The sequence below is a fragment of the Scopulibacillus darangshiensis genome (assembly GCF_004341035.1).
Classification (GTDB): domain Bacteria; phylum Bacillota; class Bacilli; order Bacillales; family Sporolactobacillaceae; genus Scopulibacillus; species Scopulibacillus darangshiensis.
The window spans coordinates 26,620-49,260 of the sequence record NZ_SLXK01000006.1; the positions used below are offsets into that span (position 1 = coordinate 26,620).

At 40.0% G+C, this 22,641-nt stretch carries 21 protein-coding genes and 1 tRNA gene; 7 read left to right on the top strand and 15 right to left on the bottom strand.

Translation table 11 applies throughout. The features are described 5' to 3' along the window. Positions 1-10: 10 nt before the first annotated feature. The 3 genes from nagE to EV207_RS06145 all read left to right on the top strand — a co-directional run bounded on the left by nagE (position 11) and on the right by EV207_RS06145 (position 4,184). Entirely contained in the window at positions 11-1,927 is a 1,917-nt protein-coding gene (gene nagE / locus EV207_RS06135) for an N-acetylglucosamine-specific PTS transporter subunit IIBC (RefSeq protein ID WP_132744734.1), read from the top strand. Positions 1,928-2,374: 447 nt separating this feature from the next. After that, the gene (locus EV207_RS06140) at positions 2,375-3,058 is read left to right on the top strand and encodes a DUF421 domain-containing protein (protein WP_132744736.1); all 684 of its coding nucleotides are present in this window, start codon (positions 2,375-2,377) and stop codon (positions 3,056-3,058) included. A 118-nt stretch (positions 3,059-3,176) separates the two neighbouring features. Beyond that, positions 3,177-4,184, top strand: a complete 1,008-nt coding sequence (locus tag EV207_RS06145) for an acyltransferase family protein (protein WP_132744738.1) — start codon at positions 3,177-3,179, stop codon at positions 4,182-4,184. A 45-nt stretch (positions 4,185-4,229) separates the two neighbouring features. Here EV207_RS06145 and EV207_RS06150 read toward each other — a convergent pair whose 3' ends face one another. From EV207_RS06150 to EV207_RS06165, 4 genes are all read right to left on the bottom strand, one after another. Further along, positions 4,230-5,072 carry a DUF72 domain-containing protein gene (locus tag EV207_RS06150; protein WP_132744740.1) on the bottom strand — a complete coding sequence of 281 codons (843 nt, stop codon included), beginning with the start codon at positions 5,070-5,072 and terminating at the stop codon, positions 4,230-4,232. Between the two features lie 30 nt (positions 5,073-5,102). Beyond that, positions 5,103-6,620 (bottom strand): osmoprotectant update ABC transporter permease/substrate-binding subunit OpuFB, encoded by a 1,518-nt coding sequence (gene opuFB / locus EV207_RS06155; protein ID WP_132744741.1) that lies wholly within the window; start codon positions 6,618-6,620, stop codon positions 5,103-5,105. A gap of 3 nt (positions 6,621-6,623) precedes the next feature. After that, complete coding sequence (locus EV207_RS06160; protein WP_132744961.1) at positions 6,624-7,586, bottom strand: ABC transporter ATP-binding protein; 963 nt, start codon at positions 7,584-7,586, stop codon at positions 6,624-6,626. Positions 7,587-8,179: 593 nt separating this feature from the next. Then, a complete protein-coding gene (locus tag EV207_RS06165; protein WP_132744743.1) occupies positions 8,180-9,280 on the bottom strand; it encodes a threonine aldolase family protein in 1,101 nt (366 codons plus the stop codon). 167 nt (positions 9,281-9,447) lie between these two features. On the opposite strand from EV207_RS06165, the gene EV207_RS06170 reads away from it, so the two are divergent. Both EV207_RS06170 and EV207_RS06180 read left to right on the top strand, forming a co-directional pair. Next, entirely contained in the window at positions 9,448-9,885 is a 438-nt protein-coding gene (locus EV207_RS06170; protein WP_132744745.1) for a DUF3888 domain-containing protein, read from the top strand. 990 nt (positions 9,886-10,875) lie between these two features. Continuing rightward, positions 10,876-11,853 (top strand): tyrosine-type recombinase/integrase, encoded by a 978-nt coding sequence (locus tag EV207_RS06180; protein WP_243646969.1) that lies wholly within the window; start codon positions 10,876-10,878, stop codon positions 11,851-11,853. A gap of 577 nt (positions 11,854-12,430) precedes the next feature. Here EV207_RS06180 and EV207_RS06185 read toward each other — a convergent pair. From EV207_RS06185 to EV207_RS06195, 3 genes are all read right to left on the bottom strand, one after another. Beyond that, positions 12,431-12,643, bottom strand: a complete 213-nt coding sequence (locus EV207_RS06185) for a YggL 50S ribosome-binding family protein (protein ID WP_132744747.1) — start codon at positions 12,641-12,643, stop codon at positions 12,431-12,433. A gap of 318 nt (positions 12,644-12,961) precedes the next feature. Continuing rightward, entirely contained in the window at positions 12,962-13,315 is a 354-nt protein-coding gene (locus EV207_RS06190) for a hypothetical protein (protein WP_132744749.1), read from the bottom strand. 152 nt (positions 13,316-13,467) lie between these two features. Beyond that, positions 13,468-14,106 (bottom strand): hypothetical protein, encoded by a 639-nt coding sequence (locus EV207_RS06195; protein ID WP_132744751.1) that lies wholly within the window; start codon positions 14,104-14,106, stop codon positions 13,468-13,470. A 300-nt stretch (positions 14,107-14,406) separates the two neighbouring features. On the opposite strand from EV207_RS06195, the gene EV207_RS06200 reads away from it, so the two are divergent. Next, positions 14,407-15,291: a hypothetical protein gene (locus EV207_RS06200; RefSeq protein WP_132744753.1), complete on the top strand. Its 885-nt coding sequence runs from the start codon at positions 14,407-14,409 to the stop codon at positions 15,289-15,291. 935 nt (positions 15,292-16,226) lie between these two features. Here the strand turns inward: EV207_RS06200 and EV207_RS06205 are convergent. Together EV207_RS06205 and EV207_RS22960 are read right to left on the bottom strand one after the other, a co-directional pair. Further along, positions 16,227-16,811: a recombinase family protein gene (locus tag EV207_RS06205; RefSeq protein WP_132744755.1), complete on the bottom strand. Its 585-nt coding sequence runs from the start codon at positions 16,809-16,811 to the stop codon at positions 16,227-16,229. Beyond that, on the bottom strand, positions 16,804-16,950 hold the full coding sequence (locus tag EV207_RS22960; protein WP_165886848.1) for a hypothetical protein: 147 nt from the start codon (positions 16,948-16,950) through the stop codon (positions 16,804-16,806). The genes EV207_RS06205 and EV207_RS22960 overlap by 8 nt, the downstream gene beginning before the upstream one ends. Positions 16,951-17,429: 479 nt before the next feature. On the opposite strand from EV207_RS22960, the gene EV207_RS06210 reads away from it, so the two are divergent. Next, positions 17,430-17,526 (top strand) — tRNA-Sec (locus EV207_RS06210). Positions 17,527-17,630: 104 nt separating this feature from the next. On the opposite strand, the gene EV207_RS06215 is transcribed toward EV207_RS06210, so the two are convergent. The 6 genes from EV207_RS06215 to proB form a co-directional block, all read right to left on the bottom strand. Next, positions 17,631-18,077, bottom strand: a complete 447-nt coding sequence (locus EV207_RS06215) for a putative toxin-antitoxin system toxin component, PIN family (RefSeq protein ID WP_132744757.1) — start codon at positions 18,075-18,077, stop codon at positions 17,631-17,633. Further along, complete coding sequence (locus tag EV207_RS22965; protein WP_165886849.1) at positions 18,067-18,204, bottom strand: hypothetical protein; 138 nt, start codon at positions 18,202-18,204, stop codon at positions 18,067-18,069. Before EV207_RS22965 ends, EV207_RS06215 begins: the two co-directional genes overlap by 11 nt. Before the next feature lie 425 nt (positions 18,205-18,629). Next, entirely contained in the window at positions 18,630-19,406 is a 777-nt protein-coding gene (locus EV207_RS06220) for a class I SAM-dependent methyltransferase (protein WP_132744759.1), read from the bottom strand. A gap of 102 nt (positions 19,407-19,508) precedes the next feature. Continuing rightward, on the bottom strand, positions 19,509-19,799 hold the full coding sequence (locus tag EV207_RS06225; RefSeq protein WP_132744761.1) for a CD3324 family protein: 291 nt from the start codon (positions 19,797-19,799) through the stop codon (positions 19,509-19,511). 339 nt (positions 19,800-20,138) lie between these two features. Further along, on the bottom strand, positions 20,139-21,404 hold the full coding sequence (locus EV207_RS06230; protein ID WP_132744763.1) for a glutamate-5-semialdehyde dehydrogenase: 1,266 nt from the start codon (positions 21,402-21,404) through the stop codon (positions 20,139-20,141). Between the two features lie 37 nt (positions 21,405-21,441). Then, positions 21,442-22,572: a glutamate 5-kinase gene (gene proB / locus EV207_RS06235; RefSeq protein WP_132744765.1), complete on the bottom strand. Its 1,131-nt coding sequence runs from the start codon at positions 22,570-22,572 to the stop codon at positions 21,442-21,444. Positions 22,573-22,641: the final 69 nt, after the last annotated feature.

A 22,641-nucleotide genomic window follows, 5' to 3' on the forward strand; every position in this document is an offset into this window, starting at 1 on the left:
GGGTAGAAAAATGTTAGGGTTCTTACAAAGAATCGGTAAATCACTGATGCTGCCGATCGCAACTTTACCGGCTGCAGCGTTGCTGTTGCGTTTTGGCCAACCCGATTTATTGGATATCAAATTCCTTGCAGACTCGGGTAATGCTATTTTTGCGAATTTGCCGATCATCTTTGCAATTGGTATTGCGATTGGTTTTGCCAAAGATAACAACGGCGCCGCGGCACTTGCCGGTGCTATCGGATACTTAGTATTAAACAACGGCGCAGTTGCACTTGATAAAGACATAAATTTAGGCGTCTTAGGCGGTATTATTGCAGGTATTATTGCAGGTTTATTATATAACCGTTTTCATAATATAAAACTGCCGGATTGGCTTGCATTCTTTGGAGGCAGACGGTTCGTACCAATCGTCACATCTGGGGCAATGATTGTTTTAGCATTTATATTTGGTTTTGTCTGGCCCTATGTTCAAGATGCCATCAATGCGGCCGGCCAATGGATTTTCGATGCAGGAGCGCTTGGTGCCGCTGTTTATGGTTTGCTCAACCGATTATTAATCCCACTTGGATTGCACCATGTTATCAACACATTAATCTGGTTTGAATTTGGTAATTACCATGGTGTACACGGAGAAATTACACGCTTCCTAACGACTGATGATCCAAATGCAGGTTTGTTCTTAGCAGGATTTTTCCCAGTTATCATGTTTGGTTTACCCGCAGCTTGTATCGCTATGATTGCTGCGGCTAAGCCGGAACGACGCAAAGCGGTTACAGGGATGCTAATTGGTATTGCTCTTACAGCCTTTTTAACGGGGGTTACTGAACCGATTGAATTCTCATTCATGTTCTTATCACCTGTTCTATATCTTGTACACGCACTCCTGATGGCCAGTTCAATGGCTGTCACGTATTTACTAGGTATACGCGACGGTTTTGGATTTTCAGCAGGTGCTATAGACTATCTTTTGAACTTTAGAATTGCTACAAAACCACTTCTTTTGTTAGTCGTCGGCCTCGTCTATGCGGTCATTTATTTTATTGTTTTCTACTTCCTCATCAAGTGGCTGAATTTGAAAACGCCTGGACGTGAGGATGAAGAAGATATTGAAGAAGAAAATCCGGAGATGGCAGGCGTTAATGCTGAGGATAAGTTCGAAGTCATGGCTGCACATTTTCTTCTTGACTTAGGCGGTAAGGAAAACTTAACAAACATCGATAATTGCGCGACACGGCTGCGTCTGAATGTTAATGACTCCTCTAGTGTTGACGAAGGCGCATTGAAACGCCACGGTGCCCGCGGTGTGATGAAGATAAATAAGAAGAATGTACAGGTTATTGTGGGAACTAATGTGGAATTTGTGGCAGACGCATTAAAGCGTTTGGTACATTCTAGCGTTAACCCGGTGAATATTGTAAAGGATGAACATGAAAACCATCAAGCTGACTTGGAGAGTGAAGCTGGCATCGATGATGGGTCCAAGGTTGCTTCGCCTGTTAAAGGTAAAATCATGCCAATCACCGACGTGTCCGACCAAGTCTTCTCCCAAAAAATGATGGGTGACGGGTTTGCAGTTGATCCTGAAGATGGGATGGTTGTCTCTCCCATTGATGGTACAGTCAAAACTGTCTTCCCGACAAAGCATGCTATTGGCCTTGAATCTGATACCGGCTTGGAAGTGCTGATCCATGTCGGATTAGACACCGTTAATCTTCAAGGTGAGGGCTTCGATGTTTATGCCAAAGAAGGCGAAGAGGTTAAACAAGGGCAAAAGCTATTAACTTTCGACCTTCAAACAATCAAAGGTAAAGTGCCGTCAGTGGTCACACCGGTTGTCTTCACAAACCTGAAGGATGGCCAGGAAGTAGCCGTAAGGAAGACAGGTCTAGTCGGCCTTGGCGAAAAAAATATTATTGAAATTAAATAAAAACTTATTTTATAAGGGAACCCAAATCAATGGGTTCCTTTTTTATTGGGGATGAAAATGATTTGCTGATGGCCTTTTTATCTCGAGCTACTTAAGGGCATCCGTAAGAATCGCATGTTCATCCGTAAGAATTTCGATTTTTCCGTAACTTTCGGGGCATTATCCGTAACTTATGGCTTTTACCCGAAAAGGGAATGACTGCGATATACAAATTGTAATAAAATGGTGACACGACCATCCGCTTCTATTATTTTGATTATTATCGGACTGGGGTTTATTCTGAGTCCTATATTAAAATGAGTGAAGCTTTTTTCTCAGTTTATAAGGCGGACCGCGCTCTTTTCCATACGCTATGACAAGAATTTTCCTGTTTTTTATTTTACTAAAATGGTTAACCTCACCCTTCTTGGCAAACATTAATATAAATCACATGAAGGATGGAAAATAATGAGTTACCTCGAGATCATATTGCGCACGGTCATCATTTTTATCACCATCTTTATTTGGTCAAGAATCTTAGGAAAAAAACTTGTTTCACACATGACCTTTTTCGATTTTGTTGCTGGTATTTCACTTGGGTCATTAGTTGCCAGCAGTATTATGACTCCCGATATCCATCTCCTCCAAAGTGTCATCTCCATTTCACTTTTTGCTTTCCTTTCCTTATTACTTGGAATCATATCATTTAACAGCCTATCCTTGCGTAAAATCATCAATTCAGGTCCAGCTGTTGTCATCAAAGATGGTGAGGTTCAAGATGACGAATTAAAAAAGGCACGTTTAACAATCCATGATTTAATGATGTTATTGCGGAAAAAGGATGTTTTTTATATTGATCAAATTGAAGCTGCCATGCTTGAAACCGACGGCACGCTATCGGTGCTGATAAAACCGGAGGCGATGCCACCTACAAAATCTGATTTAAATACCGTCACTCCTACGCGGGGTTTGCCTTATAACCTTGTTGTTGATGGACAACCTGTAAAAGCAAATCTTCAAGGAATAAAGAAAGATGAAAACTGGCTGCGAACAATGCTGCAATCGCATGGTATAGATGACATCGAGGTCGTTTCGCTCTGCCAGATTGACCGCAAAAACCAGGTATATATCCACAAAAAATCCCATCGTTAATTTTGTTACGTTTCTTTTACAGTCCTTTTAAATAGGGTTTGAATCGGTTTTTTACGGGCAAATAATGTAAAGGCTCACCGATAACTTTAAAGCAACTCTGTTTAGGAGGAGAAAAAATATGGGAAAGCGTGACTATTATTTTGACAACGCAAAATTCATTTTGATTTTGCTTGTTGTCTTCGGTCATAGTATCAGCCCCTTAAAAGATGGCAACGGCGTGTTATTTTCACTCTATAAATTTATTTATTTGTTCCACATGCCTGCCTTTATTCTAATTGCTGGATACTTTACAAAAGGATTCGACAAACCAGGGTATGTTAAAAAGGTTTTTAAAAAGACATTGATACCCTATTTCATATTTCAAGTGATCTATAACTTCTATTACTTTTTCACAGGCTATGATGAGCATTTCACCTTCAGCCTGCTTGATCCGCATTGGTCACTATGGTTCCTGATCAGCCTGTTCTCTTGGCATCTCATGATCATACCCTTTTCCAAGATGGGGAAATATGGCTTTCCGGCTGCGCTTGTATTAGGGATTGCCGTTGGTTATTTTAGTGATTTCGGATCTTATTTAAGTATCGAACGTACCTTTATCTTTTTCCCTCTCTTTTATTTAGGCTATTTGCTAAAGGGAGAACACTTTGCGGCAATCAGGCAGAAAGCAAGCAAATTTGCAGCCATCCCCCTTTTGATCACGATTTTCGCAGGGTGTTATTTTATCTTTCCCGATGCATGGAAAGATTGGCTGTTAGGCTCATCATCTTACGCCGCTATGGGTGTTGACAGTTGGGAAGGCGGATTATATCGTCTGATCTACTATGCTGTTATTTTCGTAACAACATTCGCTGTTTTGACGTTAATTCCGGAAAAGCAGATGGCATTTACGAACCTTGGCGGCAAAACGCTTTATATTTACTTGCTGCACGGCTTTTTCGTCAAGACAATCGACCTCTTTCCGTCATATGAGAACATTCAGCACTTTGCTGGGTACCTTGTCTTGTTTGCCGCGTGCATCGCCTTGTGTTTCTTCCTGGCAAGCAGACCGGTTCGAACCTTTTCCAAACCATTGATTGAGTTAAAACTGCCGAAATTGAAGCAAAACAGCCATAGTGTGCCAAGATAAAAAACGCTTAGGAGAATATATTCTCCCAAGCGTTTTTTTTGATTTTTAAAATAAGCCAAGCTGCTTTGGCGCCAGACCCTCATATTTAATGTCAAGAAGCGTGAGCAGTGTGTTCGCATTGTCCGCAGCATCGCCTCCGGAATTATTGTTAAAAAGGACATAAATATCCTTGGTATCCTTTTGCAGCGCTTGAAGCTTCTCCTTCCATGCCTCGAGTTCGTTACGATTATACCTGTATAGGTAACGGACCTCACGCCAGTTCGGCTGGCCGCGGTTCACCCAGCCTTCCGTATTCCGGCCATGCATCCGTACAATCGTCTTATCTTCATTTGTAGGAACCAGGACGGTCGGTACGGAACCTACACCCGATTGCGGTTCATCGCAAACCGCGTGGATCCACATCTCACTTTTCATAAAAGCAAGTGTTTTTTCCTTCATGCCATCGGCAAACCATGATTGATTCCTAAATTCTAAGGCGAGCGGCACATCAGCCATGATTTCTTTTGTAAAACGGAGCAGATTTACATTTTCTTTGGTACATTCAAACCACGGCGGATACTGGAACAGCACAGCGCCAAGTTTGCCGGCTTCAATTAATGGACGAATGGATGACTTAAAAGCGGCAAACGTTTCTTTTAAGCCTTGATCAGGCGAATCACCTCTTCCGTGACCTGTTAATGTTTGATAAGCCTTGACAATAAATGAAAAAGAATCCGGCGTTTCTTTTATCCAGTTGACATAATTCTTTTCCGGTAAAATTGCATAAAAAGCACTGTCCAATTCAACAATCGGAAAATGACTGCTGTACATTTGCAGCTTAGTGCCCTTAGAAGGATGGTCATATACCGCCGGGTGGTCGCCCCACCCTGTTAAACCGACATATATCATTTTTAACACCCCAACAAGATTTTTTCCTTGTTACTTAAGAAGATCCTCTTTTTTCAGATAGTCCTTTGCGACTTCTTCCGGTGAAAAGCCTTTAACATTGACCTTGTAATTCATTTCACGCATCTCATCATCAGTAATTTTACCTGCGAGCTTATTCAATGCGTCTTTGATTTCAGGGTATTTCTCAATTGTTTCCTTCCTCAATAAAGGTGCACCCTGGTATGGCGGAAACAAGTTCTTATCATCTTTTAGAACAGTAAGATGGTATTGCTTGATCTCACTATCCGTCGAGTAAGCATCAATTAGATTAATATCACCGGTTTGGATGGCATGATAACGAAGCTTCGGTTCCATTGTTTTGACGTTAGGAAAATGCAAACCGTATAATTTCTGGATACCCTTATAGCCATCCTGACGATCGGCAAACTCAAGCGTAAATCCTGCCTTCATATGCTGTGCCACTGGCTTTAAGTCAGATATGGTTTCCAGCCCGAACCGCTTCGCCGTTTTGTCCGGTACAGCTAAAGCATATGTGTTGTTATAAGCCATCGGTTTTAGGTAGACCATATTGAATTTTTCGAGCAAGCCTTTTTTGGCTTGTTCGTAGACTTCCTTCCTGTCAGTGCTGACAGCTTTTTCTTTTAAAAATGTGGTAATAGCAGTCCCGGTAAATTCCGGATAAATATCGATGTCACCAGATTTCAGTGCATTAAACACGAAGGCAGTTTTGCCAAGATCTGTCTTCAGCTTAACGTCTAAATCAGTGTCTTGTTCAATCAATAATTTATACATATTGTCTAATATTGCGGGTTCAGCACCTAGCTTACCGGCAATGACGATATCCTTTTTGCCATTCCCCGACACAAGCGGAACGATAATGAGCAGAGCGACAACCAGGGCAGCGATGCCAACTGTTTTAAAGGAGCGCTTCAGGGATGTCCGCTCCACAAGTCGCAGAATCACATCGAACAAAATGGCCAGGGCAGCTGCTGGAACGGCACCTAATACAATTAAGTAATTGTCGTTGCGGTCAATCCCAAGAAGAATGAGGTCACCTAGTCCGCCTGCCCCGATTAATGCAGCTAAAGTCGCTGTTCCAATAATCAAAACCATCGCTGTCCTGATGCCAGCCATAATCACCGGCAAAGCAAGCGGCAACTCTACTTTAAATAACCGTTTTCTGCTATTCATCCCCATTGCTCTCGCAGCTTCGACAAGTGATGCATCAACCTCATTGATCCCCGTGTATGTATTTCGTAAAATCGGCAATAAGGCATAAATGACAAGTGCAATAATAGCTGGAACCTTCCCTATCCCGACTAAAGGAATGAGCAACCCGAGCAAGGCAAGTGAAGGAATGGTTTGCAGCACAGCTGAAATACCGATAACGCCTTCTGATATTTTGACATGCCTTGTTAAGTAGATTCCAAGAGGAATGGCGATGATGACAGCAAACAGAAGGGCGGTAAATGAAATTTGAATATGCTCAATTAATGCTTGCCAAAGCTCGCCCTTTCTTTCCTGAAAGACATCTAGAAATGCAGCCATAATCTAACCCCTTTCTCCCATTTTTTCAGCAAAATGCTTCAGGGCCGATTGTCTTGATATGGTTCCGATCATGACGCCATCCTTTTCGACTGGTATCGTATCTTCATCGATTAGGCGCCTAAGGGCTTCTTCAATCTTCGTGTCAGCTGAAAGAGGATGCTTTTGATCAAGTTCGGATTGATCCGTATGGCTACCATGAACAATTCCTTCAATGGTTCCCCCGCCATCGAATTGACGGGCAGGTGTGCGGGAGCCGATAAATTCCTTAACAAAATCATTGGCCGGATTTTGGATAATCGCCTCCGGTTTATCAACCTGGACGATTTCACCATGCTGCATGATACAGATCCGGTCACCAAGTGCCAGAGCCTCCTGCATATCATGGGTGACAAAGATAATCGTCTTCCTAATCCGCTGCTGCAAGTCCAAAATATCCTTCTGCAGCTTCTCTCGGCTGATCGGGTCTAATGCACTAAAGGGTTCATCCATTAAAATAATTTCAGGATCTGCCGCTAATGCCCGAATAACGCCGATCCGCTGCTGCTGGCCTCCAGATAACTCGCTTGGTTTTCTGTCCCTATAGGTCTCAGGGTCGAGCCCAACCATGTCTAAAAGCTCGTCCACCCGCTTTTTTATCTCCCCATGCTTCCATTTTTTCAATTCCGGCACCACTGAAATGTTCTCCTCAATTGTCATATGAGGAAATAAGGCGATTTGCTGAAGCACATAGCCTATGTTCCAACGCAGTTCATGAATATCATATTCACTGATTTTTTTATCATTGATGAAGATCGTGCCTTCGGTTAATTCAATTAATCGGTTGATCATTTTCAGCGTCGTTGTCTTTCCGCATCCGCTCGGACCTATAAAGACGAAGAACTCTCCCTTGTTAATCTCCAAATTGAGAGAATCGACCGCCTTCGTACCATCTTGATATTGCTTTGTCACATTTTCAAACCTGATCATCATCTTTCCCCCCTTTACCGGGTCTTTTTAGCTAAGTCATTTTTTTAGTTAATAAGAAAGTATAAACTTTCTTACGCACATAAGTGCAACTAGGCCTCTGGCTGCACCTTTTTAAGGCTTGCCAATCGGCAAGTTTTCTTTAGTTAATAAGAAAGTATAAACTTTCTTACGCACATAAGGGCAACTAGGCCTCTGGCTGCACCTTTTTAAGGCTTGCCAATCGGCAAGTTTTCTTTACGAAAAACAGGCAGGGAATTCTCGAATTTTGTAAGAATTTGCCCTGCCTTGTCAAAAAGTATAACGATTTAGAACATCCTAATCAAGTGAAAGGCTGTGTGACAGCGCATTGAAAATTGGAGAGTGATAGACAATTTGTATTTGATCAAAACGGTCCATACTTGTTAAAATATCCGCAGGGGTTTTAATCCCATTTTTCTTAACAAAGACATCACCTGAAAAGGTGCAAGCATTTTTACAATTACCATCAGCCGAGATCACGGTTGATCTAGATATTTTAATCGGTAATAAGAAAATAAAGTAATACAAAAAAACACACGTTTGATAATACCTTTTATCGAAACGTGTGTTTTTTATTAATTCCGGACATTTATTTCTTTTAATCTTTCATCAAGCTTGCGAAAGATATTTTGCAAATTCTCTTTTGGTATAAGGGCATACTGATCGCCAATCGCTGCTTCGTAAGTGCACCCGTTTTCTGTTTCGTTGATATAACCTGTTAAACCGATCCCCGTTTCCTCATAAATGGCTATAAGATTGGACTCAAGCTGCTCTTTTGGTGCATTAAAATGGACATGGAACATGTTTGAAACTGGTTCCATTGGCTTGGTTGAAACAGCGTGACACGAGTTGAAAAGCTGCGCAAGCTCCTTCGCTCCTTCATAATACTGCCCCATTTTATCCAATCTCTGTGTCAAAAAATAATCAGCACTGATAATATAAGGATAAAGGCTGATTAAATCACCGCCGTGCCGCCTTTTCCATACCTTTGATTCTTTTATAAATGCTTCGTCCCCTGCTAGAATTGCCCCGGCAATTCCGCCAATCCCTTTATAAAAGGAGACATAGACACTGTCAAATAACCGGCAAACCTCAGCAGCGGACCTTTTATAAAAGGGGAGAATTTCAAAAAGTCTAGCGCCATCTAAATGCAGCTTGATCCCTTTTTCACGGCAATACGCGGATATCGCTTCAAGGGTTTCATAGTCCGGCAGCTGACCGCCAATTTCACGTTGAGGCAATTCCAACAGCAAACAGGAAATATCCTCTTTCATGTTCACAATATCATCCAATTGAATCACACTGTCTTTATCCGCCAGCAATATCGGTTCTATATGGTGCAATTCTTTTAGCCCGTCTTCTTCATGGATTTCCAAATGGCACAATGGATGATAGGCCACTCTTTTCAGCCCTTTATGATCACACCATATTCTTAATGCGATCTGCTGGGCCATCGTTCCGCTTGGAAAGAAAACTGCAGCTTCCTTTCCTAAGTATTCCGAAAGTTTGTTTTGAAAGTCTTCTATGATGTTACCCGCTCCATAAATATCACTTTCTTCGTCCCCATCGAATTCTTTCAAAGCTTCTTTCAGCATCCGGATCTCCCTGTTGCCGTGACCCACAACACGATAATTGGTTTGTCTAAATGCTTCTAATAATGTATTCTTTTCACCCATTTAACGCTTCCCCTTTCAAACGCATTCTCCGGCAATTACATATTTCTATAAAACTTCTTATATTACCTTCAAAAACCGGGATTATACGTCATTTATTCAAAATATAAAGCTTGGCGCTCACATAATTCATTTAGATTATTGGCATTATATCCCTGAGGTGATTAAATGTGAAGAAGGCGTATAGTGCTCTAATTGCGGTACTTTTCCTTTTAACCTGTACTGCTGGTGTCCAAGCAAAAGGAAATACCGAACGGCAGCTTTATGCAACACCCAAAGATATACTTTTGGATATTATTGACCATCCGGTAGAGGAAATGGTTCAAAAAGAATATGGAAGGAGAATGCCATGGCGTTTTGGAAGTATTACGGAGGTAAGTCATGTTATAGACAAAACACGCATTGACAATAATAAGCCATTCAGCTGGTACGATGTTAAAGTAGATATTTATATTAAAAACTTTAAAAATAAAGTGACCGGCTTTGATGTTGACACACTAACTCTTAGGTTCACCCCAGATGTGTATACGAATGGCCATGCAGACATGGATGATTTAGGTGATACCAAATTTAAATTAATGGATTATCAGCGTCATTCAAATAAATGAGACAAACAACACGGAGAGACCGGCACCAGCAGTCTCCTTTTGTACGCCTGCACCTTTAATTGATTTTTTCAATCCTGCATATCCATTTATAATACAATACCAGGGTTATTAGCAGTATTGGGTCAGTCATTGCAGCATAACCTAAATGCCACCATCCCCAGTGAAAGTACCCCCAAGGCTTAGGGAGCAATGTTAGTAATTCATACATTAAAAGAACGAGTGTCCAACAAATGAAATAAAAAATATGCTTGATAATCGGGCTATTAAAGGGATACCAATTTAGAAACATAATATTCACAGGTGGGATAAGCATTGTAAGCGCGGGTAGAGATGCCCAATCATGCTCTTCTGTAAAATACCAGTAACCATGATATTTAAGATCTATAAATGAATCAAAAAGTGTTTGAAAGGCTATTGTGTATACCCATATATGAACAATTTGATTCTTTGAAAGCCTTTTATTTGTTAAGAAGGCGATGAAATTAAAAAGTATAACGGCAATAATGAGACCAAATATGTAAACCATCCCCATTGTTTATATCAACGATATTTTTTTCATTATTGTCTATTTATAACAGTCTTATTATACTAATTGCCTAAAAGTCCTACCAACAAAGACAAATAAGCCGGTAAATAAAAATTATTCTTAGTTCTAGACACCTTGAAACGCTTGTTATACCGGGGTTTATTCACTATAATAAATCTTGTGGGGAAATCGGAAAAATACTCTTGGTACCCTTAATATATGGGGCTGGTTGCGTAGCTGGTGCTTGCCTGGGTCTTCAAAACCCAACTGAGGTTTTACCCCTATCTAAACAGCAAGAATCCCATAGCTAAGGGATTTTTACTCTTATACTACCAAAGGGTTTCAGGGCTAACAAGTGGAGTCTTTTACAGTCCTTTTAGGTTAGACCCAGTGGTACTAAGATAACAATTCAGTGACTTTTTTGACACCTCGCTATAACAATGTTATTATAGGGGGTTTTTATTGTGGCTAAGAAGGTTATGAGAAAGTTAGGTAGGGGTAAGGGAGCAGGAGCTACACAAAAGAATAATCAAAAGCCTGTGAATATGTCTCTCAATGACATGTTTGAGAGGTTCATGCTGTATAAGAAAACTGAGGGATTAGCAAAGGACACTATTGAAAGTTATTACACTACTTATAGATGGTTTAGGGAGTATTTAGGCAGTGACTTAGAAAGAGATGAAATAACATTAGATGTTTTTAGGGACTACATAGACTTTATGCTAAATGAAAAAGGTATCTCGCCTGTTACCGCAAATGTCAGGATTAGAACAATGAGGACTTTCATTAGGTACTGTTATTTAGAAAATTACATTGATTTTCCTATACATGAAAGATTTAAACCACTGAAAACAAAGCAGGATACATTAGAATCATTTACCCCTCAAGAAGTCAAGAAACTGCTCAGTCTAGTGGATGAATCAACCTATACTGGCTTTAGAGACAAAGTTATTATCTACATTCTGTTGGACACTTTGGTAAGATGCAGAGAATTGATTAATATGAAAAGGGAAAATGTTGATCTACAAACAGGGGCTATTAAACTTGAGGCATCTGATACAAAGACAAAAAAGTCAAGGATTGTACCTCTTTCAGCCAGGACAATTAGAGTTTTAAAAGAGTATATGGATGAGACTGAGGACTTTGGTTCTGAATGGCTACTTGTTACCTATGAGGGCGAACAAATGGCTAATAACACTATAAGATATAGATTGACTGAATTAGGAGAAAAGGCAGGTCTAACCAATAAAAGAGTATCCCCCCACACATTTAGGCATACAGGGTCTTTATTCTACATAATGAATGGCGGCGATCCCTTCTCCTTACAAAAAATATTAGGACATTCTGATATGTCTATGGTAAGAAAATACATTCAAATGACTGATGATACTGTCAAAAGACAGCATAATACATTTTCCCCTTTAAAGAGTGTTTTCAACTAAGGGGATTGAGGGGTAAGTCTTAAATGGACTTGCTCCTCTTATATTTATATGCCTACTAAGCCTCAGCCATAACAGCGACAATAACAGCTTAATGTTTATACAACATTTGTTGCATAGCTTACACAGGGCTTATACAGGCTCTTACAGCCATTCTGACAGCTATATAATTCCCCTTACCCACTACAGCATGTTAATAGCTTTGTATAAGCCTCCTGCGTCCTTGCACAGTGTGTTAAAGGGAAAGCCTTTCCTGCCTATTCTACAGCCTAGGAAACTGCCTCAGCCCTTGCTACAGCTACAATAGCCCCGCCCTTTTCCTGCTATATCCCGCCTATCTCTGCTGTATAGGAAGGGTAGGGCAAGGGGTTTGTTTCTTGGGTGTCTTTGATGACATCTTGTCAGTACAGACTTTAGCACCCTAAGCATTGTCTAGCTTTAGCTATGGGCTTTCTGCTTTGCATCAGTACCTCATACAACCCCATCCTCAGTTAAGAACATGGCACTATAACCATTAGTTAGAGTGCTAACATTTAACTTAATCTTTTCATCCTCATCTACAGCGACAAAAAAAGAGAGCCTATTCAGCTCCCCACCCCTCAGTTTTCTTAGCCTTAACAGTATTTACTTTTTTCCCATTACTATCAATCTGATTTATACCTCCGCCAAAATGCCACCCATTGGACTCAATAAATTCAATAAATTTATCCATAAACTCATCATTATTAATGTCTGCATCAATAGCAAAAACACAGCCATCAATATCTACCCCTAGCTGTTTTTTCTTTTCCATATGTATCAGCCCCCGCTATTTCAGTAAAACAATTTTACCACAGCATAAAAAGAAAGAGGATAGCCAAAGCATAAGCCTCAGCCATCCTAACAAGAATATATTTAAAGTATTTATAGCTTTTGGGACATTGCTATGGGTTTAGGTCTGACTAAATAAACCTTGCCATTACAGAATTACTTTCCTGCTGTAGCTTTTACAGCATTACTATGCACTTGACTGCCTTGTACAGTTTTAACTGTAGGCTTGTTTACAGTTTTAGTTACCTTGAATGTACTAGCTTTTGCCAATGTCCTCACCTCCTTTAAATAGCGCCAATTCCTACTTATCTAATTTATATCTGTTTACCTGATACATCTTTTCAAGCATCTCAGGCTCATGCTCTATCATATACATTGCAAGAGTGTAAGCCTCTAAAGCCTCTGCTCCTGCCTCTCTACCAAAGCCTCTAAGGATGCCTTTAATCATGTTAGTGTGTAAGCCAAATCCTTCTGCTTTTTTAATCTCAAGAGCGGACATTCCTTTTATATGATGTAAGTACAAAACTTGCCCAATCCTAAAACCGCTAATTTTAGCTGTCATATTCTTAGAAACTAGCCTGTAAGCCATTGGAGACCATTCCTCAGCTTTCTCTCCTAATACTCTAAACTCATTAAATCCATAGTCTATGCTCATTGCATCGCCTCTCCCCTTTATTTCGCTTTATAAATAGAAAAGGCAGGAGCTTAACCCGCTCCCCCTCTTATTTGTAAGTCCAATCAGTACCTTGATATAGGACTGCTAAGCCCTGTACAAAAGGCTACCGCTATCTCTCTTGTTACCCCTGTTTAGCCAATTCTTGAGTACATAAATGGGCTGTCATTAGGTATATAAAGATGTACATTATTATGCTTAATCTTGCTTACTCCAAGGCTCTGAGCTGTAGAGTTATACAATCTAACCTGACCTGAAATCTCAGCATCTATAGTAGAAATAGCTTTCTTTATCGCCTCTTTATTCAAGGCATTAACCATAGGTTTAGCTGTCTCTACAACTTGCCCGCACTCAACAGCTACTTTCATTCTGTAGGTATTGAAACAATCTGCTAAAATGTCCATTTGCTCAGCCTTTCCTCTCATGCTTAGCGCCATCTGAGTAGAGTCTAGAGCCTTAATCCTCTCCTGCTTTCCCTCAATTTGCTTATTAATCTGCAAAACCTGCACCACAACATTAGATGCAATGTTTAGCCTATTAATAGACTGTCTAAGCCCTACAATGTCCTTCTCAAGCTGTTTCTTTTCCTCTGTCATCTGATTAGATAGCTCCTGATACTGTTTCTTACTTGCCCTTAGCTTAGCTGTATTAGCCTCCATTTCAGGCAATGTAGGGATGAGCTTTTTCATTTCTGCTACTAGGCTTTTTTCCGCCTTGTCCTCTAATCCCACCTTAGCCAACAATGTTATAAATTGTAATTTAGTTTTATTCATTTCTATTCCCCTTTTCAGTAGTAGTAAGGAAAACAGGCATTTATACCCTTATTTTCCTTTGCTACTAGTTCACCTGTGAATCCTTAAATTAAGGTATCATAAGGAAATTTCGCCTTTTTTGATGTAATACTTACTTATCCATACTCTCAGTTAACTAAGTAGTACCAAAACAGGGGGAGGGGATTAAATGCTTTTAAGAAAAGACATTGAGAAAATCAAAAGAATGACAACATATGAGCAGTACATTAAGCACTATAAACAATGGAAAAAAGCTAAGGCAGAACATAAGGGGGCTACAAAATGAGTGTACATGACTTAATGAATAAGGCAGATCAGAGGATTAAAGCTAAAGAGGTATTTACTGTAATAGATGCTAATGGCGAGGAAAGATTTGATGTAAAAGTCATTTCTCCACAGATGCAGGAGAAAGCACAAAAAAAGAAAGAGCTACAGACATATAAAAATAAATCTGATAATCCTTTTACCTTGGTTAATATGGAGGCATCAAGGGATGTAAAAGAATTGGATGAGCTGAATACTAAAGAGCTAGGATACTTTCTAATTCTGCAATCATATGTAGGCTATGATAATATGCTAAAAAGGTCAGCAGATGCTAAGCTCCCAATGACAGCTAAGGAGCTAGGAGAGGCTCTTAAAATTAAGAAAAGAACATATGATAAAGTGATTGAAAAATTCATAAAGATAGGACTGATGTATCAGGAGTCTGTTACTTTGTTTAGAAAAGGGGGGTATCAGGCCTTTTATATTGACAAAAAATACTGCACCAGAGGCTCAAGCAGGTCTGATAAAGTAGTTAAGATATTTATAGGCTCACTACAGGAGCTTTACAGTCATAATGACATCAAACCTGCTGACATTGGTTTTCTTTTCATGTTATTGCCATTTATGCACTTTCAAACAAATCATCTTGTAAGGCATCCATATGAGAGGGACTTTGCCAAAGCTGAGGCATTATCAAGAAAAGATATTGTAGCCATTACTGGTTTAGATGAAAAAAATGTAAAAATTCATCTCAGAATGAAACTATCAGGAGTTAATGTTTTTGGTACATTCAGAGCAGGTAGAAACTCAATCTATAAAATCAATCCTTCCTTATTCTTTAGAGGATTAGCACCTGATGAAAAATTAAAAGCAGACTTTACACTAACAGGGCAGAGCTTGTAATTGGCTCCGCTCCTTTTTTATGTCCAAAGAGTAGCTTTTTAGTCTAATTTTCCAATAATCCTCTTGGAGTTAATTGGGGGGTAAAAAAGCACAAAAAAGGCATGATTGGGGGGTAAAAAGGCACATCATAAAAGTGGCTCAACCCATTGGGAGAGTAGGGTTTAACCCCATTTTGCAAAAGGAGTATCTCTCTTATCTTACATCAAAGAACCTAACTGATTATTGACTGCTAACACAGTATTAAGAGCAAAGAGCATAAGGCTCCGCCTAGAGTCCTGAGACAGGCTCAGTCCTCTGCAACAATAACTTAAATGATTAGGGCATTAAATATTGTAGCTACAACATGGAATATATACAGTGGTAGGTACTTTTAGTATTGAGGATGGCTGATAAGCCAGACTCTAGGCGGAGCCTATAATAACTGCTATAGCTGCTAGTAACCTTTATAATCAAGGTAGCAGATAGCTGTAATAATGTAGGGAGGCATTGACCTCTCTAACTGTCTCCTATCTCAGTAGTAGAAGGAAAGCAAGAGGATAAGAGTATAGAGTATCTCTGCCCTGAGGTTCTACTCTTTGCCCTCATCAAGTATTTAATAACTGTAAACCAATATATAGGCAGTCTAGGTGTAGCTTTTCGCTATGCTTAGGCTGTCTTTTTTTTTTGTATCTGGACAGGAAGTACTTTCCCCTCAACAGTAACAAAAGGAATGGGAGAGCTTTCTTTACGCAACTTTCTTGCATACAGATCACCCTGGAATAGGAACGCACATTCCCCTGATCTTGGATTATTTAGATATTGTAAGAATGGCTGTATTGCTTGTGGCTGTAGGTGTTAAAGACTGCTGAAACATCCAAGAAATACAAGTTATGCCCAGTATAAAAAATATTTTTTTCTGCTATGAAATCATTTCAGAGGCAACAAAAAAGCACCCCCTAGAGGATGCCCTTGTCTTTAGCTATTGCGTATAATGATGATCTTGTAACTCCTGTGATCTGGCAGATGTCTTTAACAGTCATTTTGTTAGTTGATCTATTCGCCAAAAGGTCTAGAGCATGGAGCAAAGCGGGATTTTTATCAGTATACTTCTTAGGCTTAGTTTTGTATTTGCCATTTGCCTTGGCTATTGCAATGCCCTCTCTCTGCCTCTCAAGTATCATCTCTCTTTCCCATTCAGCCACAGAGAGCAGAATGTTTCTAATGAGCTTTGATGTAGTGTCAGAGTCTCCTATCATTGGTATGTTAAGAACTTTTAGGCTAATGCCTCTTTCTAGTAGCTCCTCAATTAAATGTATTCCATCTTTTAAATTTCTAGCAATTCTATCTAGCTTTGTAACAATGAGAGTATCCCCCTCCTGTAACAGGGATACAGCCTCTAGGATGCCCTGCCTGTTCAAGTCCTTACCTGATTTTTTCTCCTGTATGATATGCTCAGCCCCCGCTTGTTTGAGAGCCTCTATCTGCGGAACTAACTCCTGCCCTGCTGTGCTTACCCTTGCATATCCTATCTTCCTACTCATTACCACTTACCTCAATTAAATTCTCCTCCATTATTTCAGTAAGGATTTTATCTACAGTTTCCTGATCAAGTTTATGTAAGACTGCATCTAAAGTAATGTATGCTCCTAAGATGTCTGTTAGTTTGTCTACTTTCAGCATTATGTTCACCCTGTCCATTCCCCCTTAATTATCTGTCCTAAATATAGCAATAGTTTTTGGACATGTCAAATGGACATAACAAACATAGATATATCAAGGGTTAAGAAACTTGTCCAAGATGTTATACCCTTTAGGACACTGAAAAAATGCGAACAGTGAACAGTAAGAGTTAAGGGATGTGTCAGCCCCCCCCATAGGGGAATAGGGGGTAGGAGGAGTGCGGGAGAAGTGCCTTAAAAATACAAGTAAAAAAAAATAATCTTAATGGTAAATTATGTAATTAACAATCTCTGTTCTATACTGGTTTTACTGCGAAATAAACTTATGTAACACTATAAATTTCCACTGCTCTAAGTACTTGTTCAAACAGCGGGAAAACAGTATAATGTGACCTAGTGATGTATCAGGGAGTCTCTGTGGTACTTAGCTGTTTAGACCCAGTGGTACACCTTAAGAATGCTGTAACAGCAGGGTTTTCTGGGGCTGGTCGCGTAGCTGGTGCTTGCCTGGGTCTTCAAAACCTTTTGGGAGGCGCGTGCCGTCTCTGGTGGGTTCGATTCCCACACAGTCCCGCCATTTTCTTTTTAACAAGAATGATTGCCATTGTTACAGTTAGTTGAAGCGTAAAACTATTCTGAAGGTTGATAATTCATAGGGGCAAATATTAAAGAAAATTAGCATTATTCATTGTATAGTTTAATAAAGTCGTCTGATGTCAAGATTGTAACCCCATCAATAAAAACGGAGTGTAGTCCTGATTTTTTATCATCCGATATTAAATAATCAGCTTTCCCATAATATGCACAATCCAAAAACATATCATCTCTTGGATCTTTGCATCTCACTTCAAGCCGATTATCTTGGTCTATGGTATTAACTGACTTAGAATGATAAAAGATATACATTATTAAACTTAAGAATTCTATTCTTTTATCTATATCTCTAATTGCCTTTCTAGATATAATCTTTGCAACATAAGCAAGTTCCCCTATAGTATCTTGGGAAAAGAGAAGAGTTATTTTAACATTATTGAATAGATCCATTATTTGTTGGCTGCTATCTTTACCAGCAATGAGACCATCTATAAATACATTTGTATCTACAACTACTTTAGGTTTACTTACCATGTTTTTTTTCCAATAATTCCTTTCTAATATCTGCTGCAGTGATACCTTGTGCTTTCATCTCAGAGGTTATAATGTCTTTCATTTTAGCAAAAGCATTGATTTTCATAGGTGCTCCGACTGAACTCATATTATCTTCCTCCTCGTTGCACACAACTAACACCACCTTCAAGATAATGGTAATTAGTATATGCTAATATTGATTAAACTATACCATGAGAATGCCAAATAGTACAGAAAGTACTGTGCTCATGGTGACATCTATATTTCAGTCAACTCAATGAATAGGCTGAGGATTAGAACGGGTGGAAAGTGATACGATTCAGCGGCCGGAGCATTTACTGCAATATGTCGGGGGTATTAGGCAGAATAGTGAAACAGCTTTAGTAATTACGGGTTCCTTTTGCATCAAAAGCCGGACTCTTTCCATATGTACTCGCTTTGGTCAGCGTACATTTATGATAGAGTGCCTTCTTTATTTTTGCCAATATATAGGCTCGAGAACTATTTTACACATAGATTTTTTATCCGCCGATTATTACATCGTAGTAATCCTCAGCCTTCCTTTTGACAAAGGACCATCCATTCATCTATTTGAACTGTTTCAACTTTTTCATTGGCGGATGTTACATTGAAGTAGGTGTGAATCTCCTTACTCGCACTCAAAATATATTCCTCAACCTTTTCTATTTGGCCGGAGCTGGTTGCTGTACGTTTGACCCAATCTTGAAATTGATAAGGTTTTTTCCGGCTTCTAGACCTTGTTTCTAATAAACCCGCATCAGCAAACTGTTTTCGCCATTCTTCAATTGACAAACATTTCACATGACTCTCATCCCTCAACTTTTCCATCTCGTTCATAAACTCGGCCAGATTTCTTTCTTCAGGTACCACATTATCTATCATCAAAAAAGAACCGTTCGGTTTTAGCACTCTTGCAACCTCCTTGATAAATCTCTCTGGGTTCGGGAAGTGATGAGGTGCGATTCGGCATGTCACAATGTCGAAGGTGCGATCGAGAAACGGCAAGCTTTCAGCGTCAGCAATCACATACCAAATGTTCTGATAGGACTGATTTAAATGCTTGGCTGTATTAGCTAACATTTCTTTCGTTAAATCTGTTGCGAATACATGTTCCACAAAAGGCGAAAGGGCTTTCGCAACATGGCCGCCGCCCGTTGCTATATCAAGCGCAGTCCAATGGGATTCAGGGTTAAGCCATTCGATCAATAGGGTCAGGTCGGCTCCTTTGGCGTGTGATTCACTTGTGACGTATTTTTCAGCGTTTTTCGCAAACTGTGACCTCACCTTTTGCTTTGGATCTTGAGACATTGTCTTACCTCCATAAATCAGATATTTTGAAGAAAAAGAAAGCCAACAACTATTTGGCCTTCTTTTTCTAAACACGACTATTTCTTTGCCTAATATTTAAAGTCATCCCTTGGATTCATTACTAATGCCGCGTGTTTTATATATGATTTTACGGATGCTGTCCATTGACAAGTTGTATTTCTCCTCTAACTTTTCAATAGACAAACCCTCCATGTATAATCGATAAATCTCTTCGTTCCTTCGAGCAATTATCTGACGCGATCCGTTAATTTCTCCCCAGCCTGCTCGCTGATTTTTTTCCTTGGGGATATAGATGAGCTCGCCCTGGATATATTTCTGCAGTTCCTTCAGCAAACTAGGGGGAAACACCTCTTTCCCATTTTTGTATTGCAAAATTTACGTCCTCCTTATTAAGGTGTACGCGTATAGACATTTTCATATCATTCATCGGTTAAAATCTCCCTTCGTTTGATTTTTAGAGTAAAGCCTTTCTCATATTTATATTATAAGTGAATTTTCCAAATATAAAAAGAAATTTTAAATGGGGCCGCACATGCAGCCCCATGTCCTGAGATTTCCGCCTAAGCGGAAATCACCTCATTCTGCTTAATAATAATAATCAGCCTCCTTTCGCAACATTCTGTCGGTCCGACAACTCCATTAACTCATATAATCCGCCATGCGAACAAGTGAAAAAACATTTATATTTATTTTTTACCAAATTATATTAAGTTATCTAATCTGACCTGAACCCGTCATACAATACTTTGAGGTTGTTAATGCTGATAAACCCATTGGACCGCGGGCATGAAGCTTTTGTGTTGAAATGCCGATTTCAGCTCCGAAACCGAGGGCTCCGCCATCCGTAAAACGGGTTGAGGCGTTATGATAAACAGCCGCTGCATCGACTAAACTCATAAACTTACGGGCGGACGATTGATCTTCAGTAATAATCGCTTCAGAGTGCTTTGTGCCATAGTCTTCGATATGTTGGATCGCTTCATCGATATCATCAACTGTTTTGATTGCTATTTCCAAGCCTAAATATTCCTTCTCCCAATCCATTTCTTCTGCGAGGACGGCTCCAGGAATAGCGTCGACAATCATGCTGTCACCGTGAACAGCAATATTATGAGCTTTCAATGCATCGGTGAGGCCCTGCTTATTTTCATTTAACCATCTTTGATGAACGATGAGCGTTTCTGCCGCATTACACACAGCGGGGCGGTCTGTCTTGGCATTGATTAAGATGGATAAAGCCTTATCTGCATCTGCCTCCTGATCAATATAAATGTGGCAGTTCCCAACCCCTGTTTCTAGTACAGGAATCGTAGCGTTATCAACTACTGCTTTGATAAGGGAGCCGCCGCCCCTCGGAATAAGAACATCAATATGCTCTTTTTTTGTAAATAGCTGCTGTGTCGTTTTCCGATCTGTCGAATTAATAAATTGTACAGCCTCTTTCGGAATTGTTGTTTTTTCAAGGGCCTCATGCATGACATCTACGATTGCTTTATTTGAGTGTATGGCAGAGGATCCCCCTTTTAAAACGATAGCATTGCCTGACTTTAATGCCAGTCCTGTGGCATCAACCGTGACATTCGGTCTCGCCTCATAAATCATACCGATCACACCCAAGGGAACCCGGACGTTCGATACTTTAAGGCCATTGTCTAATGTCCAGCTGGATATTTCTTCACCAATGGGGTCTTCCAGAGCAGCGACTTCACGCAACCCGTTGGCAAATTCGATGATCCGTTCTTTCGAAAGTGCCAACCGGTCCATAAATGCCGCTTCATATTCCTTATCACGCCCCGCTTCAATGTCCTTGTTGTTTGCTTCTAAAATCCGCTTATATTCCTTTTCTAAATGATTCGCAAGCACATGAAGGGCATCATTTTTTTCTTTTGTTGATAAAATACCTAATATTTTTGCAGCCTTCTTTGCTGCAAGCGTTTGGGCTTCCAAATGTGTGTGATGTTTCGTTAATAAACTCACGACATTCCTCCTTAATTGATGAATAAGTCACTTTGCCTTATATGCCAACCGGAATCGATGTTTCCAGGTGACAAACTAAATCATTACAATGAACAGCTTCTTTTCCAGTTGTTACATCAACAACCTCTTTTTCAAACAGACATAATTGGCTTAATTGATCTGACGAATATTTGACGGCGCCGAGACCAATTTCCTTACCTTCCATATCGATCAGCCTGACGACAGAACCGCTCTTAAATTGGCCTTTAACATCATAGATCCCTGTTAGGTATAAACTGCCTTTTTCTTTAAAAATCGAATTCTTGGCATCGTCATCAATAATAATTTCACCCTCGGGTCCGGAATTAAAAGCAATCCATTGCTTCTTCAAATCCAGATTTGCGCTTTTTTCTTTTGACTCGAAATAGGTGCCCTTGGCCTTATTGTTAATGGCATCATATATGATATTTTTTTGGTTGGCTTTGCCCAGAAAGGCCGGGATGCCAAGAGCCATTGCGATCTTGAATGCATCAATCTTGGAGCGCATCCCGCCAGTCCCGACATGGCTGCCGCTGTCTCCCGCAGAGGCTTCAATGTCATTCGTTATTTCATCAACGTGTTTGACTAATGAGGCATTTTTATTTTCACGGGGATCCGCATCATACAGACCGTCAATATCTGAGAGAATAATCAGTTGATCGGCTTCAACGAGACCAGCTACCTTTGCTGATAGGGAATCATTATCACCGAATTTCAAGCGGTCGATTGTTACCGTGTCATTTTCGTTTACAATAGGTACAATTCCCCGCTCCAATAAAACATTAATTGTGTTTCTTGCATTGTTGTATCGGTTCTCATCAGAAAAGTCGCTTCTTGTTATTAAAATTTGTGAAGATACATAGCCATGGGAAAGAAACCGTTCCGAGTATGTTTCCATTAAAAGGCCTTGGCCAATTGAGGCTGCCGCTTGCTTTTCCGGCAATGTATTTGGTCGGTTTATACATCCGAGCTTCCGGTATCCTGCTGCCACCGCACCTGACGATACGAGAAGCACCTCATGTCCTTCATCCTTTAAACGGACAATTTCATCAACTAGCCGCTCAAGTTTCTTTTTGCTGATTTCTCCATACATACTTGTTATAGAACTGCTTCCTATTTTTATGACAATCCGTTTTTTATTCATTTTCATCTCCTAATCACTCCAGTTAGTAAAAAAATAAGCGGTCTAACATGCTTTATGGTGTCAGACAGCTTATCT

Coding starts and splice junctions, on each gene's coding strand:
- nagE (WP_132744734.1), top strand. CDS start 11: ATGTTAGGGTTCTTACAAAGAATCGGTAAATCACTGATGCTGCCGATC.
- EV207_RS06140 (WP_132744736.1), top strand. CDS start 2,375: ATGAGTTACCTCGAGATCATATTGCGCACGGTCATCATTTTTATCACC.
- EV207_RS06145 (WP_132744738.1), top strand. CDS start 3,177: ATGGGAAAGCGTGACTATTATTTTGACAACGCAAAATTCATTTTGATT.
- EV207_RS06150 (WP_132744740.1), bottom strand. CDS start 5,072: ATGATATATGTCGGTTTAACAGGGTGGGGCGACCACCCGGCGGTATAT.
- opuFB (WP_132744741.1), bottom strand. CDS start 6,620: ATGGCTGCATTTCTAGATGTCTTTCAGGAAAGAAAGGGCGAGCTTTGG.
- EV207_RS06160 (WP_132744961.1), bottom strand. CDS start 7,586: ATGATCAGGTTTGAAAATGTGACAAAGCAATATCAAGATGGTACGAAG.
- EV207_RS06165 (WP_132744743.1), bottom strand. CDS start 9,280: ATGGGTGAAAAGAATACATTATTAGAAGCATTTAGACAAACCAATTAT.
- EV207_RS06185 (WP_132744747.1), bottom strand. CDS start 12,643: ATGGAAAAGAAAAAACAGCTAGGGGTAGATATTGATGGCTGTGTTTTT.
- EV207_RS06190 (WP_132744749.1), bottom strand. CDS start 13,315: ATGAGCATAGACTATGGATTTAATGAGTTTAGAGTATTAGGAGAGAAA.
- EV207_RS06195 (WP_132744751.1), bottom strand. CDS start 14,106: ATGAATAAAACTAAATTACAATTTATAACATTGTTGGCTAAGGTGGGA.
- EV207_RS06200 (WP_132744753.1), top strand. CDS start 14,407: ATGAGTGTACATGACTTAATGAATAAGGCAGATCAGAGGATTAAAGCT.
- EV207_RS06205 (WP_132744755.1), bottom strand. CDS start 16,811: ATGAGTAGGAAGATAGGATATGCAAGGGTAAGCACAGCAGGGCAGGAG.
- EV207_RS22960 (WP_165886848.1), bottom strand. CDS start 16,950: ATGCTGAAAGTAGACAAACTAACAGACATCTTAGGAGCATACATTACT.
- EV207_RS06215 (WP_132744757.1), bottom strand. CDS start 18,077: ATGGTAAGTAAACCTAAAGTAGTTGTAGATACAAATGTATTTATAGAT.
- EV207_RS22965 (WP_165886849.1), bottom strand. CDS start 18,204: ATGAGTTCAGTCGGAGCACCTATGAAAATCAATGCTTTTGCTAAAATG.
- EV207_RS06220 (WP_132744759.1), bottom strand. CDS start 19,406: ATGTCTCAAGATCCAAAGCAAAAGGTGAGGTCACAGTTTGCGAAAAAC.
- proB (WP_132744765.1), bottom strand. CDS start 22,572: ATGAAAATGAATAAAAAACGGATTGTCATAAAAATAGGAAGCAGTTCT.